The organism is Streptomyces sp. NPDC047525 (assembly GCF_040643025.1).
Classification (GTDB): domain Bacteria; phylum Actinomycetota; class Actinomycetes; order Streptomycetales; family Streptomycetaceae; genus Streptomyces; species Streptomyces durmitorensis.
Window position 1 is genome coordinate 734,366 of sequence record NZ_JBEYTL010000001.1, and the last position, 15,273, is coordinate 749,638.

General features: G+C 70.3%; 24 protein-coding genes and 1 riboswitch. Of the genes, 7 read left to right on the top strand and 17 right to left on the bottom strand.

What is annotated here, in order from left to right; genetic code table 11:
• Window positions 1-35 precede the first annotated feature (35 nt).
• Both ABZ833_RS03490 and ABZ833_RS03495 read right to left on the bottom strand, forming a co-directional pair.
• Entirely contained in the window at window positions 36-323 is a 288-nt protein-coding gene (locus ABZ833_RS03490) for a type II toxin-antitoxin system Phd/YefM family antitoxin (RefSeq protein ID WP_361040414.1), read from the bottom strand.
• Between the two features lie 64 nt (window positions 324-387).
• A complete protein-coding gene (locus ABZ833_RS03495; RefSeq protein WP_361040417.1) occupies window positions 388-759 on the bottom strand; it encodes a helix-turn-helix domain-containing protein in 372 nt (123 codons plus the stop codon).
• 133 nt (window positions 760-892) lie between these two features.
• On the opposite strand from ABZ833_RS03495, the gene ABZ833_RS03500 reads away from it, so the two are divergent.
• Entirely contained in the window at window positions 893-1,273 is a 381-nt protein-coding gene (locus ABZ833_RS03500; protein ID WP_361040420.1) for an ANTAR domain-containing protein, read from the top strand.
• Between the two features lie 124 nt (window positions 1,274-1,397).
• A complete protein-coding gene (locus ABZ833_RS03505) occupies window positions 1,398-1,739 on the top strand; it encodes a WhiB family transcriptional regulator (protein WP_361040422.1) in 342 nt (113 codons plus the stop codon).
• Here the strand turns inward: ABZ833_RS03505 and ABZ833_RS03510 are convergent.
• From ABZ833_RS03510 to ABZ833_RS03570, 13 genes are all read right to left on the bottom strand, one after another.
• Window positions 1,666-2,676, bottom strand: coding sequence for a Ppx/GppA family phosphatase (locus tag ABZ833_RS03510; protein WP_361040425.1), 1,011 nt, complete (start codon window positions 2,674-2,676; stop codon window positions 1,666-1,668). The two genes, ABZ833_RS03505 and ABZ833_RS03510, sit on opposite strands and share 74 nt — an antisense overlap.
• A gap of 79 nt (window positions 2,677-2,755) precedes the next feature.
• On the bottom strand, window positions 2,756-3,049 hold the full coding sequence (locus tag ABZ833_RS03515) for a gas vesicle protein K (RefSeq protein ID WP_361040428.1): 294 nt from the start codon (window positions 3,047-3,049) through the stop codon (window positions 2,756-2,758).
• Window positions 3,046-3,234, bottom strand: a complete 189-nt coding sequence (locus ABZ833_RS03520; RefSeq protein WP_160509195.1) for a gas vesicle protein — start codon at window positions 3,232-3,234, stop codon at window positions 3,046-3,048. The genes ABZ833_RS03515 and ABZ833_RS03520 overlap by 4 nt, the downstream gene beginning before the upstream one ends.
• On the bottom strand, window positions 3,231-4,019 hold the full coding sequence (locus ABZ833_RS03525; RefSeq protein ID WP_361040430.1) for a GvpL/GvpF family gas vesicle protein: 789 nt from the start codon (window positions 4,017-4,019) through the stop codon (window positions 3,231-3,233). The genes ABZ833_RS03520 and ABZ833_RS03525 overlap by 4 nt, the downstream gene beginning before the upstream one ends.
• A complete protein-coding gene (locus ABZ833_RS03530) occupies window positions 4,016-4,408 on the bottom strand; it encodes a gas vesicle protein (RefSeq protein WP_361040432.1) in 393 nt (130 codons plus the stop codon). The genes ABZ833_RS03525 and ABZ833_RS03530 overlap by 4 nt, the downstream gene beginning before the upstream one ends.
• The gene (locus ABZ833_RS03535) at window positions 4,405-5,541 is read right to left on the bottom strand and encodes an SRPBCC family protein (RefSeq protein ID WP_361040435.1); all 1,137 of its coding nucleotides are present in this window, start codon (window positions 5,539-5,541) and stop codon (window positions 4,405-4,407) included. The genes ABZ833_RS03530 and ABZ833_RS03535 overlap by 4 nt, the downstream gene beginning before the upstream one ends.
• Complete coding sequence (locus ABZ833_RS03540) at window positions 5,534-6,235, bottom strand: DNA primase (protein ID WP_361040437.1); 702 nt, start codon at window positions 6,233-6,235, stop codon at window positions 5,534-5,536. Before ABZ833_RS03540 ends, ABZ833_RS03535 begins: the two co-directional genes overlap by 8 nt.
• Window positions 6,232-6,495, bottom strand: a complete 264-nt coding sequence (locus tag ABZ833_RS03545; protein WP_361040439.1) for a gas vesicle protein GvpG — start codon at window positions 6,493-6,495, stop codon at window positions 6,232-6,234. Before ABZ833_RS03545 ends, ABZ833_RS03540 begins: the two co-directional genes overlap by 4 nt.
• A 4-nt stretch (window positions 6,496-6,499) precedes the next feature.
• Complete coding sequence (locus ABZ833_RS03550) at window positions 6,500-7,279, bottom strand: GvpL/GvpF family gas vesicle protein (protein ID WP_361040441.1); 780 nt, start codon at window positions 7,277-7,279, stop codon at window positions 6,500-6,502.
• Window positions 7,276-7,701 carry a gas vesicle structural protein GvpA gene (locus tag ABZ833_RS03555; protein ID WP_249585978.1) on the bottom strand — a complete coding sequence of 142 codons (426 nt, stop codon included), beginning with the start codon at window positions 7,699-7,701 and terminating at the stop codon, window positions 7,276-7,278. The genes ABZ833_RS03550 and ABZ833_RS03555 overlap by 4 nt, the downstream gene beginning before the upstream one ends.
• A 67-nt stretch (window positions 7,702-7,768) precedes the next feature.
• Window positions 7,769-8,146, bottom strand: coding sequence for a gas vesicle protein (locus tag ABZ833_RS03560; RefSeq protein ID WP_249585979.1), 378 nt, complete (start codon window positions 8,144-8,146; stop codon window positions 7,769-7,771).
• A 69-nt stretch (window positions 8,147-8,215) separates the two neighbouring features.
• Window positions 8,216-8,683, bottom strand: coding sequence for a phage holin family protein (locus ABZ833_RS03565; protein ID WP_361040444.1), 468 nt, complete (start codon window positions 8,681-8,683; stop codon window positions 8,216-8,218).
• Complete coding sequence (locus ABZ833_RS03570) at window positions 8,661-10,136, bottom strand: amidase (protein ID WP_361040447.1); 1,476 nt, start codon at window positions 10,134-10,136, stop codon at window positions 8,661-8,663. Before ABZ833_RS03570 ends, ABZ833_RS03565 begins: the two co-directional genes overlap by 23 nt.
• A 369-nt stretch (window positions 10,137-10,505) precedes the next feature.
• Here ABZ833_RS03570 and ABZ833_RS03575 point away from each other — a divergent pair, with 369 nt between their 5' ends.
• The 4 genes from ABZ833_RS03575 to ABZ833_RS03590 all read left to right on the top strand — a co-directional run bounded on the left by ABZ833_RS03575 (window position 10,506) and on the right by ABZ833_RS03590 (window position 13,162).
• A complete protein-coding gene (locus ABZ833_RS03575; RefSeq protein WP_361040450.1) occupies window positions 10,506-11,141 on the top strand; it encodes an ATP-dependent Clp protease proteolytic subunit in 636 nt (211 codons plus the stop codon).
• 7 nt (window positions 11,142-11,148) lie between these two features.
• Window positions 11,149-11,457 carry a hypothetical protein gene (locus tag ABZ833_RS03580; RefSeq protein WP_361040452.1) on the top strand — a complete coding sequence of 103 codons (309 nt, stop codon included), beginning with the start codon at window positions 11,149-11,151 and terminating at the stop codon, window positions 11,455-11,457.
• 355 nt (window positions 11,458-11,812) lie between these two features.
• A riboswitch (cyclic di-AMP (ydaO/yuaA leader) is annotated at window positions 11,813-11,985 on the top strand.
• A 3-nt stretch (window positions 11,986-11,988) separates the two neighbouring features.
• The gene (locus tag ABZ833_RS03585) at window positions 11,989-12,462 is read left to right on the top strand and encodes a C40 family peptidase (RefSeq protein ID WP_361040455.1); all 474 of its coding nucleotides are present in this window, start codon (window positions 11,989-11,991) and stop codon (window positions 12,460-12,462) included.
• Window positions 12,463-12,601: 139 nt separating this feature from the next.
• Window positions 12,602-13,162: a DUF6328 family protein gene (locus tag ABZ833_RS03590; protein WP_361040457.1), complete on the top strand. Its 561-nt coding sequence runs from the start codon at window positions 12,602-12,604 to the stop codon at window positions 13,160-13,162.
• On the opposite strand, the gene ABZ833_RS03595 is transcribed toward ABZ833_RS03590, so the two are convergent.
• Window positions 13,140-13,769 carry a LysE family translocator gene (locus ABZ833_RS03595; protein WP_361040459.1) on the bottom strand — a complete coding sequence of 210 codons (630 nt, stop codon included), beginning with the start codon at window positions 13,767-13,769 and terminating at the stop codon, window positions 13,140-13,142. The genes ABZ833_RS03590 and ABZ833_RS03595 overlap by 23 nt on opposite strands.
• 129 nt (window positions 13,770-13,898) lie before the next feature.
• Between ABZ833_RS03595 and ABZ833_RS03600 the strand changes: the two genes are divergently transcribed.
• Window positions 13,899-14,810, top strand: a complete 912-nt coding sequence (locus tag ABZ833_RS03600) for a LysR family transcriptional regulator (protein ID WP_361040462.1) — start codon at window positions 13,899-13,901, stop codon at window positions 14,808-14,810.
• Here ABZ833_RS03600 and ABZ833_RS03605 read toward each other — a convergent pair.
• Window positions 14,799-15,260 carry an ATP-binding protein gene (locus ABZ833_RS03605; protein WP_361040464.1) on the bottom strand — a complete coding sequence of 154 codons (462 nt, stop codon included), beginning with the start codon at window positions 15,258-15,260 and terminating at the stop codon, window positions 14,799-14,801. The two genes, ABZ833_RS03600 and ABZ833_RS03605, sit on opposite strands and share 12 nt — an antisense overlap.
• Between the last annotated feature and the right edge of the window lie 13 nt (window positions 15,261-15,273).

A 15,273-nucleotide genomic window follows, 5' to 3' on the forward strand; every position in this document is an offset into this window, starting at 1 on the left:
ATCGCCGTACGGCTACGTCGTGTACCGCCGTACGGCTACGTCGCGTTGGGCCCCCGGTGTTCGGCGGCGATACCGAAGCGCTGCCGTTCACCCGCACCCGACGACGGTGACGAGGTGGAGCGCAACGACGAGACGGAGCTGACCACCTGCTCCTCGTCCACGTCCGGCAACGCCTCGAGCCGTTCCAGGTCGGCGGCGGAGACAAGGGCCACGAGTGGCTTGCCATGGCGGGTGACGACCACCCGCTCGCCGCCGTAGACGACGCGGTTGATCAGATCGGCGAGCTCTGCTCGGGCTTGCGTCACCGGAATCTCGTAGGCCATGCTCCCCAGCTTAACCGTCGCGCGGCACGGTCATCCGGCCCGCGCGAAACGGATGCGCCGCAGGTCAGGGGGCGGTATCCGGGTCGGACGTGTGCGAAGGCGCGGCCTGCAACCGCCGGGACCCTTCGCTGCGTTCGTCGTCGTGCTGGACGAGGAACGTGAGGAGTTCCGCCACCTCGAGACCTGATTCGGCCGGGTGGCGAAGGATGGTCCCCGCTTCGATGCGATACGCGTTGGAGCGGCCCTGGCGCGTGTGGGAGAGATATCCACCCCCCTCCAGATCCGCGACGATCTTCTGCACGGCACGCTCGGTGAGTCGGCAGCGCGCGGCGATGTCCCGGATGCGGGTGGCGGGGTCGTCGGCGATCGCGGCCAGCACACGGGCGTGGTTGGTGAGGAAGGTCCAACCGATGTGTGGTTCAGGTACTGCACCCATCCCTCCAAGGTAGGGGGTCTGATTCACGCATTCAAAAAGACGAACTACATTTCCGGTATCTCTTGACGGGTTAACCTCGCCGGGCCGACGCTGAGTGAGGTGACGACCCACGGATGCCTACGGAGTGGCCGCCATGACAGAACGCGCACTTCCCGCGCAGCTCGCGGAGGGCAGTGAAACCCCGACCGACGCGTCCCCCTGCTCGACGAACGGTCACGTCGAGCAGGACCCGCGGGTCGAACTCGGTCAGTTGCGGCGGGCCATGCGGACGCGGCCCGTCATCGACATGGCGCGCGGAGTCCTGATGGCGTCCTTCGGACTGAGCGCCGATGACGCGTGGGACGTCCTCGTCTCGGTCTCCCAGAACACGAACACCAAGCTGCATCTCGTGGCGGCCGAACTCGTCGATGCCGCCACGGGAGGTGAGATCCCGAAGCCGTTCCGACGGCAACTGGCCGCGACGGTCGCCCGGCTCCAGGAGCCGCCGACGGCACCCCTCACCGACGAGGGATGAGCCCGACCGAACACGGGCCCCTCCCTCCTCCCGGCTCTCTTCGGTTTCCGTCCGCGCGGCACGGGCACTCGTGCCCCGGTGCCGGACCGGACGGAGGCGAACTCCACCCCCGAGGGAGGCGTTGATGGAGTGGATGACCAGCGCGCTCTGCGCGCGCGAGGACCCCGAGCTCTTCTTCCCCGTCACCGCGACGGGCCCCGCGCTGCGCGAGGAGCTGGCCGCCAAGCGGATCTGCCTGCGCTGCCCCGTGCTCCGCCCCTGCCTCACCTGGGCCATCGACAGCGGTCAGGCGTACGGCGTCTGGGGCGGGACCAACGCGGAGCAGCGCGCGGTGCTGCGCCAGAAGGCCGGCAGCTCCGCACCCGCACATCTCACTTCCGCAGAGCCGCGATTCAGTTCTGCAGAGCCGCGATCCGCAGCGCCATCGGATGCGCCGTCGAATCCGGCACCGCCTCCCGCTGACTGACTTCTGCCCACCACGCCCCGCCGTCCTCCATGTGCCGCAGAAGCACGCCTTCACGGATGGCCCAGGGGCAGATGGTGACCGTCTTGATGCCCGTCAGCTTCATCGCCGTGTGCCCCACGATCGCGCCCGCCAGGCTCTGCACGGCCCGCGGCGCCGACACCCCGGGCAGCCGGGCGCGCTCGGCCGCCGGCAGCGCGGCGAGCCGGTCACGGCACAGGCGCAGCTCCGCGCGGCTCAGCTGCCGCGCCATGAACGGTCCGTGGCGGCCGGGGGCGGCGCCCCCGAGCCGCGCCAGCTGCTGGAACGTCCGGGACGTCGCCACGGCGGTGCGCGGCCCCTCCCAGCGGATCCGCGCGGCGACGTCCCGCAGCTGATGGCGCACCTTGCGCCGCAGCGCCTTCACGCTCTGCTCGGTCGGCGGATCCTCGCCCTCGAAGAACTCCCGGGTCAGCCGGCGCGCGCCGAGGGGCAGCGAGGCCACGTAGTCCGGCAGCCTTCCGCGCCCGAAGGCCACCTCGAGCGAGCCACCGCCGATGTCGAACAGCGCGAGGGGCCCGGCTCGCCAGCCCATCCACCGGCGGGCGCCCAGAAAGGTGAGTTCGGCCTCCACCTCTCCGGGCATGGTGCACAGCGCCACGCCGGTCTCCTCGCCTATCGTCCGCAGCACGTCCAGCCGGTTGGGTGCACTGCGTACGACGGTCGTCGCGAAGGCCAGCGGCTCCGCCGAGCCCCACCGCCGGGCGGTCCTCGCGGCCTCGGAGACCGCGGTGACGAGCTGCCCCACGGATTCTTCGGGGATCACCCCCGTCGGCCCGACCTCTTCGGAGAGTCTCAGTCTCCACTTGGCGGTGTGAACCGGCAACGGCACACCGCCCTCGGCGTCCACGACGACCAGCCGGACCGCATGGGAACCCACATCCATCACACTCAATCGCATGTGACTCTGAGTACCCATCAGGCCACGCGTCAGTCAAGCCGGTTGACCTTGAAGGGGACGGGAAGAGCTGGCGACGGGGCTACTCCCTCGGCAGCAGCGGTCCCAGTGGCCCGAGATCCAGGTTCAGGTCCTCGGGCCGCAGGCCGTAGCGCTCGCGCAGTTCGGTCATGCGGTCGTCGAGGAGCATCAGTGTGAGTCCGATGCGCTCCTCCTGGTCCTCGCTGAGCTCCCCGGTGTCGAACCGGCGCACGGCCTGTCGCTCCATGAGCTGGCGCAGCAGCTCCACGACGGTCAGGACGAGTTTGATCAGGTCGCGTTCCACCGTGTCCGGCTCGAGTTCGAGGCGGTTCTTTCCCGGAGTCCGCTCGCTCACAGCAACTCCTCAAAGGGGGAGGGCACTTGCTCGTTCACCGAGCTGATGAGTGCGTTCAGGTCGATACGGACGAGGTCGACGTCCGCGATGCGCAAGGTGAGGTCCCCGGTGATGACGACCCCGCCCGCGAGCAACCGGTCGAGCAGGTCGACCAGGGCCACCTCCCGGCGTTCGACGACGGTCACGACCCCGCCTCCCCCACCGCGTCGTCCGCGTCTTCCTCCAGGCCCGCGAAGGAGTACGCCGCCCACGGTCCGGTGAGTTCAACGCGCAGGGATGACTCCTCGCCCTTCACGCGTTCCACCAGTTCGACGAAGGCCTCCGACTCCGAACGCGGCACCAGATAGGCGGCGTTGAGTACGTTGCGGCCCGACTCCTGGGAGAGCGCGGAGTTCTGGGGTGCGTGCAGCCTGGCGTCCTCGGCGTGTCCGCAGAGCGTGTCGTGCAGTCGGCGCGCGAACTTCTCGGCGCTCTCCCACATCTCCTCGTGGGCCCTGTTCCGCTGCCGGCGCTGGCGCAGATAGTCCCGGCCCGACGCGGCCTTCTCCGGCTTCTCGGCCGCGGGGGCTGGCTCCGCCTCGGCATGGATCTTGACGCCCCATTCCACGCGGCCGTCGAGCCGGTCGAGCGTCCGCAGGAACGCGGCCTCCCGCTCCTCCATCATCACGCGCACGCCCGCGTCGTCCCGGAACACGGTGGCGAGCCGCATCGGCAGCGGCGTGGTGACCACGGTCAGCGCGTCGATCACCGCCTGGTGGGCACGCGCGGTCGCGCTCAGCCAGTCCAGGTCCTCCAGATGGTGCCGGAGGGGCTCCTCGGCGAAGTCCCTCTCCGGCACGGTGCCGACCACGGCGATCAGGCCGTGGTGCGACAGCTGACCGGGGGGCGCGCCGTCCACCCCGGTCACCTGCGCCTGGAGTGCCGCGTCGAAGGGCCGGCAGATGGCGTAGACGTACCGCAGTCCGCTCATGTGCTTTCCTCCGCCTTGCCCTGCTCCGCCTTGCCTTGCTCCACCTTGCGTCGCGCCGGCTTCCGCCGCTCCGTCCTGCCTTGCTCCAGCTGCTCAAGCTCGGCGACATGGGCACGCAACTCGGCGTTCTCACGCGTGAGTTCCTTGCTGCGCGCACGGGAGGACAGCTCGGGGTCGTCCTCCCACCAGTCGATTCCCATCTCCTTCGCCTTGTCGACGGAGCAGACGATGAGCCGCAGCTTGATGGTGAGCAGTTCGATGTCGAGCAGGTTGATCCTGATGTCACCCGCGATCACGATGCCCTTGTCGAGCACGCGCTCCAGGATGTCGGCCAGGTTCGCGCCGCCGCCCTGCCCGTACGGCTCCGGCATCCGACCAGGCATCGTCATCGGCGACTCCCGCTCGTCGCGGGCTCTTCGTCGTACTTGGCGTCTTCTTCGGTCTCTTCTTCTGCCTCTTCCGGCTCGTCCTCCTCGTACTTCGCCTCGTGATCCTCGCCCTCGTACTCGTCCTCCTCCTCTTCGTCCGCCTCGCCGTAGGCGTCCCGCTCGTCCTCGTCCTCTTCCTCGTCCTCTTCCTCGTAGGACCCTTCCGGGGACTCCTCCGGCTGCTCCTCGTCGCGCTCGTCCTCGTCCTGCGCGACGTCCTCGTCCTGCTCCTCCGCGAGCGCGTCCTCATGACTGACGACGACCTCGCCGTCCTGGATCTCGCCGCGCCAGCCGTCCTCCGCCTCGCCCTTGATGGTGATGAAGCGGGCGAAGTTCTTCAGGTCGAGCCGTGCCCGGCGGCCCTGGGCGCGCCAGATGTTGCCGGTCTTCTCGAAGAGACCCTTGGGGTAGTACTCCAGAACCAGCAGGACGCGCGTGAGGTTCTCGGCCAGCGTGTGGAAGGAGACGACGCCCTTCGTCGTGCCCTTCGCGCCCTCCGAGGTCCAGGCGATCCGGTCGTCCGCCACCTGTTCGGTGGTGTGCGCCTTCCAACTCCGGCTCGACCAGAAGACCTTGGCCTGCCAGTCGGACGTGGTGTCGTCGGCGCGGTTCGCGCTCTTGACGCCCTTGGCGAAGTTGCTGAAGTCCTGGTACTGGGTCCACTGGTCGTACGCCGTGCGCAGCGGCACGCCGACGTCCACGAACTCCATGATGACCGTCGGCTTCTTGCCGGCCCCGCCCTTGCGGCGGCCCTTGCCTCCGGTCATGTTCTTGAAGGCGTCGACCACACTGTCCTTGGCCCGCCCCGCACCGACCTCGATAGCGGACCGCAGCGGTCCCTTGCCCTCGGCCATCTTGCGGCCGCCGTCGAGGGCGAGCTTCGCGAAGCCGGGGCTGCTGCCGTCGGCGATGTCGTTGAGCTTGCCGGTCGTCTCGCCGAGCTTGTGGCCCACTCCGACCAGCAGCCGCTGGGCCTGGGCGGCGAGATACTCCTGGACCTCCGCCTTGAGCCGGTCCGCCGCCTCGCTCTGCACGACGCCGGTGATGGGGTTGTCCTTCGCCCGTCCCGTCGCGGACTTCAGCGTGTCACTCATCGCGGCCACCCTCCTTCGGCAACCGGGCCCCGGTGGCGCGGCGTGCGGAAGTCTTCGCCGCGGCCCTGGCGGGGGCCTTCTTCGCCGGCGTCTTCCTGGCAGGGCTCTTTGCCGCCGCCTTTCTGGCGGGGCTCTTCTTGGCTGCCGCCTTCTTGGGGGCGGTCTTCTGCTCAGGAGCCTTCTTCCTCGGCCGGGGCCTCTCCTCGGGCTCCTCCTCGGACTCCGCCTCTGCGGACTCGTGGTCCCGGTCGTCCCGGTCGCCGCGGTCATCCCTGTCGCCGCGGTCGTCCTGGTCGTCGTACTCCTCGTACTCCTCGTACGCGTCGTCCGGCTCCTCTGCCTCGCGCTCGCTGCCGCGCCCCGGTATGTCCGGCTTCACGCCCGCGAGTTGGTCGCGGACATCCGCCGTCCTTCCGTGCAGCCGGTCGGCGAGTCCGGAGATCTGCCGCTCCACCAGCGCTCCGGTGGCGGCCTTCCCGACCCCGCGCAGATCCCCGCGCAGCTGGTCGCCGATCTCCTTGAACTGCGGGTTGTTCTGCAGCTGTTGAGACAGCAGGTCCCCAAGGGCCCGCGGGCTCAGGTTCATCCGCTTGCCGGCCACCATGGTGCCGACCGCGAACGCGAGCTTCATCTTCTTCGTACGTCCGAGGACGTATCCGGCCCCTACGGCGAGGCCCAGTCCCAGTCGATTCATCGTGTGGTCCCGTTGTCAGTTCCCGCGCCTGCGCGCAGGCCGATTTCCAGGCGGTCGAGCAGCTCGTCCTCCTGGCGGTCGAATTCCTCCTCGCCGATCTCCCCCGACTCGAGGCGCTGCTCGAGAAGGGCCAGTTCGGTCCGGACAGTGGCCGGGTCGTAGTACAGGCGCTCAGCCTCGGCGAGTACCTGGCTCACCGCCCAGAGGCCGCCGCGCACGGGCGCGAACGGCAGCATCAGCACTTCGCCGATCAGTCCCATGCGCCTACTCCCGGCCGCTCTTCGAGCCCATGGCCTCCGACGTGGCTCCCGTCGGCTCCGAGGGTCCGGGTTCGATGAAGCTGTAGGGCGGCAGCGGGCCGTTGACCCGCAGTTCGACGTGCGGATGCCCCTTGCGGACCTCATCGACGGCGGCGAGGAACACCGCGGACGCGTCGCGCTCCACGAGGAACGACAGGTTGGCCAGCCATCCCGTGGACTCGGGGCCCACGCTGACGGCGTGCGCCGTCGCCTCCAGGGCGCGGTGCAGTTCCGCCGCGTCCTCGCGCTCCCGGGCCTGCAGCGCGGCCACCACCATCTCGCCGAGCTGCAGCTTCTGTTCGTAACTGCCGCCGCCCGCCTGCCGGTTGGCCTCGGCGAGCGCCTGCACCTCGGGGTTGTCCGCCATCACGCGGTGCAGGGCGGCCTGTTCGTCGTGGCTGGCCTTGACGTTGTACTCGACCTTGCCGGCCAGTGTCGTGAGCCGCTCGCGGTAGTGCTCGGCGCGTTCCGCGAGCACGCTCGTGACGGCCGTGTCGTCCGGGGCGACGTTGCCGAACCGCATGGGAAGGACCGGACCTGCCGCGCCCGCCTCGTTCAGGACGTTCTGATGAGCCAGCAGGTCGTTGCGCTTGGCGCGCAGCCCGTCGGGTGCGTCACTGACGATCGCCGCCAGGTCGCCCTCCTTGAGGATGCGCACCTGGCGCGCCGGCTTTCCCACACCGTTCATGCCTTCGGGGAGCGAAGGGTGCGAGCTCGCGGCGATGCCATAGACGTACGTACTCATTCCTGCTCCTCCTTCCTGCGCGCGGACGTGCTCTTGCGGGCGCGCGGGCGGGACTCCGACTGGCTCTCTTCACGGGACTGCTTGAACGCGTCGGAGATGGTCTCGGCGGCGCCGGAGAGCGCACCCTTGGACTTGCCGCGCGCACCGGATTCGGTCACCTCGCCCACGAGGTCGGGGAGTCCGGGGCTCTTGTGCGGGCCCGCCTCCAGGTCGAGGCGGTTGCACGCCTCGGCGAAGCGCAGATAGGTGTCGACGCTGGCGACGACCACTCGCACGTCGATCTTCAGGATCTCGATGCCCACGATCGAGACACGCACGAAGGCGTCGATGACGAGACCGCGGTCGAGGACTAGCTCCAGGACGTCGTACAGGCCACTGGTGCCGCCCGATCCGCCGGCTTGCTGTGCAGGGACAACGGTCATGCCGACCGGCCCTCCTTGTCTGGGAAGTCTGTGGAAAGAAGTGCGGAAGCTCTGTGCGGGGCGGGCTCTATCGGCCGCCGCCCTTATGGGAGTCGGCGCGCCCGCGCTCGTAGCGGCGGACTCGTTTGTAGCCAAGGAGTTCGCCCTGCGGGTCGCACTCCACCTGGTAGCTGGCGAGGAGACTCATCGTGTCCGGAACCCGGGTGAGTTCCAAGACCTCGATCTCCAACGTCCAGCCGTCATCGGTCTGTTCGAAGGACGACACCGACTCGGCGGCCATCCCGGTGAGCTCGGCGAGCTGGGTGCGCGCCGTGCGCAGCACCTCCATGGGGCCCGGCCGACGCTTCGCCCTGCCGCCGCTTTCCGCGTGTTCGTCGGATGAGTTCCTCGAGTTCTGCGAACTCGAGGTCGTCTTCTTCTTCGCTGGATCTGGCGATGTGTTCAATATGGCCACCTCGAACTCCCGGGTGGCCCGTAAGCCGTTGGCCAAACATCTCAGGCCAGTTGTCTCGGCTCACCGGCCCCAACGGTGCGGCATCTCGGGATCCACGCTCGGATCCGTCGCGTCCACCCCCGGATCGTCCGCGTCCACGGTCGGCGGCGACACGGGCGGAGGGGGCACGGACGGGGCGTCCTTGGTGTCCATGGCAGGGCGGTCCACGGCCGGGCCGTCCGTGGAGGGCCGACCCTTTGCCGGGCGGGCGGCCTCACGCAGGAAATAGGCCACGGCGGCCAGGACCACCGCGGTGATCAACGCGGCCGCCCAGTCGGGCAGCCCCAGCGCGAGCGCCAGGCCGAAGGCCAGCGCCAGCGCGGCACCCGCGTAGAGACCGAAGGCGCCCGCCCCCGCATACAGCGCGGCCGTGCGGCGCTGTTTCCGCGTCTGCTCCCGCAGTTCGTCGCGTACGGCCTCGCGGGCGGCAAGCGTCAGTTCATCGACGAGGCTCTTCTCCAGATGGTCAAGATGCTCCAAACGATTCATGGCGCCCGAGTACCCGGCCGTCCGTGCGCGTAACGCGGCGCCCCGGCCCGCGCTCGCCGTGCCGGGTGGCTTGTTCAAAGGCGTGACCGATCTGCAGAACCCGTAGATCGCCGCGGTGCGGTCCGACGATCTGCAGCCCCACCGGCAGCCCGTCCGGGGTGAATCCGGCGGGCACGGACAGCGCCGGACTGCCGGTCGCGGACACCAGGTACGCCGAGCGCATCCAGTCCAGATAGTCCACCATCGACACCCCGTCGACCTCGGCCGGATATTCCAACTCGACAGGGAACGGCACGACTTGACTGGTCGGCAGGACCAGGGCGTCATACCGCTCGAAGAACTCCCTTACCCGGTGGAACAGTTCGGCGTGCAGCACGGTGGCCCGCTCCAGGTCCATGCCGGTGAGCGCGCCCCCCTGCCGTACGTTCCGGACCAGGCTGGGCTTCATCCGGTCGCCGTCGGTCTCCAGGAGCGCCCCGAGCCCCAGATGGAACTGCCAGGCACGGAAGGTCCTGAACACCTCGTCGGCGCCGGACAGATCGGGGCACGCCTCCTCCACCGCGCACCCCAGGTCGGCGAAGACGGCGACAGCGGGCGCGAGCACGTCGGTGACCTCCCGGTCGACCGGCACCGCTCCGCCCAGGTCCGGCGACCAGGCGATCCGAAGGCCTGTCAGATCCCGTTCCAGTGACCCTCCGAACGCGCTCCCCGGCGTCTCCAGGGCGATCGGCGAGCGCGGGTCGGGCCCGGCGACGACGGAAAGAAGCAGCGCCGCGTCGGCGACCGTGCGCGCCATCGGCCCCTGCACGGCCATCGTCGACCACGGGGCGGTGTCCGGCCAGCTCGGCACGCGGCCCGGCGAGGGGCGCAGGCCCACCACGTTGCAGAACGACGCGGGGTTGCGCAGCGAACCGCCCATGTCGCTGCCGTCGGCCAGGGGGTGCATGCCGCACGCGAGCGCGGCCGCCGCTCCCCCGCTGCTACCGCCGGCGGACCGCCGGAGGTCGTACGGGTTGCGGGTGGCCCCGAAGACCGGGTTGAAGGTGTGTGAACCGGCCGCGAACTCGGGCACGTTGGTCTTGCCGATGGTGATCGCCCCGGCGGCGCGGATGCGCTCGACGATCAGCTCGTCGTGGTCCGGGACGTTGTCGGCGAGGAGCGGCGTGCCGTAGGTGGTCCGGATGCCGCGGGTGTCGTGGGTGTCCTTGTGGGCGACGGGCAGACCGTGCAGCGGGCCGAGCGGTGCGCCGCGCGCGGTTTCCTCGTCGGCGGTGCGCGCCTCGTCGAGCGCGCGCTCGGCCACCAGGGTCACCACGGCGTTCACGGCGCCGTTGACCTGCTCGATCCGGTCCAGGTGCGCCTGGACGACCTCGCGTGCGGACAGCTCGCGGGTGCGGATCCTTGCGGCGAGTTCGCGGGCGGTGAGCCGGACGAGCTCGGCGGCTTCGGGCACTTGCCGCGCGCCCGGGTCTTCAGGGACTTGGCGGGCTCGGTGGGCTCGATGGGCTTCAGGACTCATACGACGCTTTCGGCTCGGGGGGCTGGTCGGGGCAGCCGGTCGGGGCGGCTGACGGCTCGCGGCTGAGGTCGCGACGAGGCGGAGTATGCCCACGTCACCGCGTCGGCCATCCGGTCCCGCGCGCCGCGGCCCACGCTTTCAGCGAGCGGCTGAACCACGTCGCATCTGTTGACTCCGGCGGATCACGCGAACATGCTCCCCAGACGCCGTTACGTACGTCCTGTACATTTTTTACAGGAAGCCTTCAGGAAGCCTTCAGGAAGCCTTGGGGAGCATCCGACCCCGGCAGAGGAGAGACGCGCCATGAACCGACCCTTCGCCCGCCACGTCCTGCCCGAGTTCACCGAGCGCACCAGCGCGGGCCAGCGGACCCTCGATCCGTACTCGAAGCTGCTGGAGGAGCGCATCGTCTTCCTGGGCACCCCGATCGACGAGACCTCGGCCAACGACGTGATGGCGCAGTTCATGCACCTCGAACACGCGGCGCCGGACCGCGACATCGCGCTCTACATCAACTCCCCCGGCGGCTCGTTCAGCGCGATGACGGCGATCTACGACACGATCCAGTTCGTCACCTGCGACGTGGAGACGACGTGCCTCGGCCAGGCGGCGTCGGCGGCGGCCGTCCTCCTTGCCGCGGGCACCCCCGGCAAGCGGTTCGCGCTGCCCGGCGCCCGCGTGCTGATCCACCAGCCGTCGCTCGCCGAACCGATCCACGGCCAGGCAACCGACTTGGCGATCCAGGCCGACGAACTCCTGCGCACCCGCGCAGCGCTGGAGAGGCTGCTGGTCCAACACACGGGCCAGAGCCCGGAGCGCGTCGCGGCCGACATCGAGCGGGACAAGATCCTCAGCGCCCCCGAGGCCGTCGACTACGGCCTGGTGGACAGGCTCATCACGAGCCGCAAGTCGTCCCTGCGCATCCCGGACGCGCGGTGATCAGCCGATGCTGCCACCCGAACTCCCTCCGCTGCCCGCACTCACCCGCGCCGAGGGCGAGTTGATCGACCGGTATCTCGAAGTGGTCGATCTGGTGGGCCGGATCAACCCCGCCCGCGCCTCGGACACCTACGGCGGACTGCGCGCCGCCCAGGCCCTGATCGGCAGCGCGACCGCCCTGCGGGACGCGCTCACGCTGATGCACCAGCGGGGCGAGAGCGCCGTGTGTGCGCCGACGTTGGCCCGAGCGCTCCGTGTGCTCGACGGGGAGCGTCGTGCGGAACGCGTCACCGTGCCGCCTCCGTCGCCATCCTGAGCATCCGTCACCCCGGCACCTGACGCCCGAACTGTCCGGGGCCGGTCTCAAACGAACCAAACGGGCTACCTCGTTCGGCGTAGACGATCGTCGTCATTTGGGACTTCTTCAGTTGCGTCAGATGTGTACGCGAGTGCCGGAATTACTCGTTCCGGTGCTGGTCGAACGATCGTCGGAGTGCCCGGCCCGATCCCGAATCCGACCTTGTCCACCCGAACGGTTCAGCCGTGAGGAGCCTCACAAAACGCCGTTTCGGCTCGGAATTCGACCCCTTGACGGGTCAAGATCCCTTCCGACGACAAGCCCCCGCCACAGCGGCGGGGCGGTCCGGGCGGACGCCGAGTCCTGCCGCCGCCCGGATGACCGGTCGACATCGGTGCATCGGCAGGAGTGGAGGACCCAGGCATGACGGGTCGGTCCGGAAGGTCCGGACGCCGACCCTTGGGGTGAAGCCGCACACCGCGGCCGGGCAACTTCGCCAGCCCGAATCCGACAGGTCATCCTTCACAGGCGGTTGACGAAGGGTTGCGCATGACCGCGCTGAATCATGTTCCGTCGCTGCTCACCAGGGCCGGTTCCGTATCGGCCCTCACGCTCGCCGTCGTAGGCGGCACCCTCGTGGCCCCAGGGCTCACGTCGGAAGCAGAGGCCGCGACACACGGGACCAAAGCGCTCAGGATCGCTGCCTCCAAGAAGGGCTCTCCGTACGGATACGGAGCTGTGGGGCCGAACCGGTTCGACTGCTCGGGCCTGACGCTCTACTCGTTCAAGCGCACGGGCAAGAAGCTGCCGCGCACCGCCGCGCAGCAGTACAACAAGACCCGCCACGTCTCGGCCTCGAAGCGCTCCCGCGGCGACCTGGTCTTCTTCCACTCCGGCCGGAGCGTCTACCACGTCGGCATCTACGCCGGGAAGGGCAAGATCTGGCACGCGCCCAAGAGGGGGACCGTCGTGCGCCTCGAGAAGATCTGGACGAAGAGCGTCTCGTACGGCCGGGTGCGCTGACAGCCCGTCACCGCCCGTCGACCGCAGACCTGTCGGAGGGCGGCGGCGGTGGCCTCACGGCCGCCGCCGCCGCTCGACCGGCCCTCCGGTCGGCGCGCCCGCCAGGCCTGGGGCGCGTCGACGCGGATACTCGGTCGCCATGTCCGAAAACCACGGTTCCCGCTCCACGGGCGAGTCCTCCGACGCCCGCAACGAGACGACGTTGGAACGCGCCGACCGCAATTTCTCCGAGATCCTCCAGGAACTGCGCGTCACGCAGGCCGGGGTGCAGATCCTCTTCGCGTTCCTGCTGACCCTCGCCTTCACCGAGCGCTTTCCCTCGCTCGACACGGTGCAGCGCACCACGTACGTGACCACGCTGCTCCTCGCGGTCCTGTCCGCCGCGCTGTTCACCGCGCCGGCCGCCGTGCACAGGTCGCTGTTCGGGCAGCACTCCAAGCCCCGGATCGTGCGGGTCTCGTCCCGCCTCGCCGGCATCGGCATGGTGGTCCTGGTGTTCGCGCTCGCCGGTTCCGTACTCCTGGTCGTGGACGTGGCCGTGGGCCGCACCGGCGGGATCATCGCGAGCGCGGGCACGCTGGTGGTGTGCGCGGGCCTGTGGGGTCTGCTTCCCGTTCTGGTGCGCGGCGCGGGCAGGGACCGGGACCCGGAATCGGACACCGGCGCGTCGGACGACGTCAGGCCGTCAGGGCCTCGGTGAGGAGCACCAGGCCGAGGACGCTCAGCGCGAGGCCCGTGCCGCCCTCGATCGCGCGGGCCGTACGCGGCTTGCGCAGCCAGCGGCCGAGACGGTCCACCAGGAGCGCGACGACCGGGAACCACACCAGGGCAAGGGCCACGATGATCGACGCGAGCAGCAGCGTCCTGGGCATCGCGGGGCTGCCCGCGGGCACGAACTGGGGAAGGACGCTGAGGAAGGTGATGGGCGCCTTGGGGTTGAGGGCGTTGGTGAGGAAGCCCTGCCGCAGGCTGCCCCCGGCCGCCGGCTGTTCCACGCCGTCCGGCACCCCGAAACTCGCCAGGGGCCGCGCCGCCGACCGCAGCGCGCGATACCCGAGGTACAGCACATAGGCACCGCCGAGGACCTGCAGCGCCCGGAACAGCGTGGGAACCGCCGTGAGGACCGCGGCGACCCCGGCCACCGCGAGCGCCGTGTGCACCAGGAGCCCGCCCGCGACACCGATCGCGCAGGTGACCCCGGCGCGGCGGGAGGCGAGGGAGTTGCGCACCACGACGGCGAAGTCGGCGCCCGGCATGGCGACCATGCCCGCGGCGACTCCGGTGAAGGCGACCAGTTGAGCGTCCATGGCCGCCAGCCTGCCGTTCTTCTGCCTTCAGCGGGTATGTGGAATATCCTGGGTCTGCCTTAAGCAGGCGTTTAGCCCCACGCCGCCGGACAGCCCCACCGCCCGTCGGCTCCTGCACCGGGAGACACCATGTACGACCCGACGCGGCTCGCCGCACTGGTGGCGGTCTCCGAGGCCGGGTCGATCACTCGCGCGGCCGAGCGCCTCGGCTACACCGTGCCCGCCCTCTCCCAGCAGCTGGCCAAGCTCGAACGGGAGGCGGGCACCCCGCTCCTGGTCCGCCACCACCGCGGGGCGCGGCTGACCGGCGCGGGCGAGCTGCTGCTCGCGCGGGCGCGCCGGGTCCTGGACGAGATGGAGCAGGCCCGGCACGAACTGGCCCAGCTGGCGGGCCTGTCCGGCGGCAGGCTGCGCGTGGGGACCTTCACCACCGCCGGGATCCATCTGGTGCCGCCCGCGCTGACCGCGTTCCGCCGCGCCCATCCGGACGTCGATCTGACGGTACGGGGCTATGAACCGCCGCTCGGCGTCGCGGCCGTGGCGGCGGGAGATGTCGACCTGGCCCTCACGCACACGTACGAGCCCGCAGAGCCGGTGGCGCTGCCCGCGTCCGTGACCGCGGAGCCGATCCTGGTGGAGGAGCTGGTCCTGGTGACCTCGCCCGGCCACGCGCTCGCGAGCGCGTCGTCGCGGCTGCCCCTGACCGAGCTCGCCGGACAGCCGCTGATCAGCATGGCGCCGACGCATCCGCCGCGCCAGGGCGTGGAGTCCGCGCTCGTCCGGGCCGGGGCGACACCTGCGGTCCTGGTCGAGACCCCGGGATACGCGCTGGTGTGCGCGCTGGTCAGCGCCGGGCTCGGCGTCGCCGTCGTACCGGAGATGGTGGCGAGGACGGCGGCCACCCCGGTGGGGGTCAGGCCGCTGGAGCCGGGGGATCTGCGCCGCACGATCTCGGTCGTCCACCGCACCGACGAGTCGCACCCCGCGGCGGACACCTTCAGGGCCCTGCTCCGCGGGGCCTTCGGACGCTCACCGGGGTGAGGGCGAGGAGGCCGCTGTCCCGCCGCGGACCGGCGCGGTCCACGGCAGCGCGATCCAGACCGTCTTGCCGCCCTCGGGGGTGGGCGTGACCGAAAGCCTGCCGCCGCACTCCATCGTCAGCCAGCGGATGATCACCAGGCCGCGGCCGTTGTCCTGCTGGACGGCGGCGGGCAGCCGCTTGGGGTAGCGGGGGTGGCTGTCGGTGACGCCGATGCGCAGCTGCTCCTCCCGGTCCAGCTCGATGTCCACCGTGAAGGTGGGCGACTGGCCCCGGGTGTGCTGGACGGCGTTCGTGGCGAGTTCGGAGACGATGAGCCGGACCGTGTCGGCCACTTCGGTATCACCTGGCAGGCCCCACTCGCTGAGGATGTTCGAGACGAATTTCCGGGCCGCGGAGACCGAGGCAGGAGCGCTCGGCAGGGTGACGGATGCTTCCTGAAGGTCTGCCATGGCGACGTGTCCC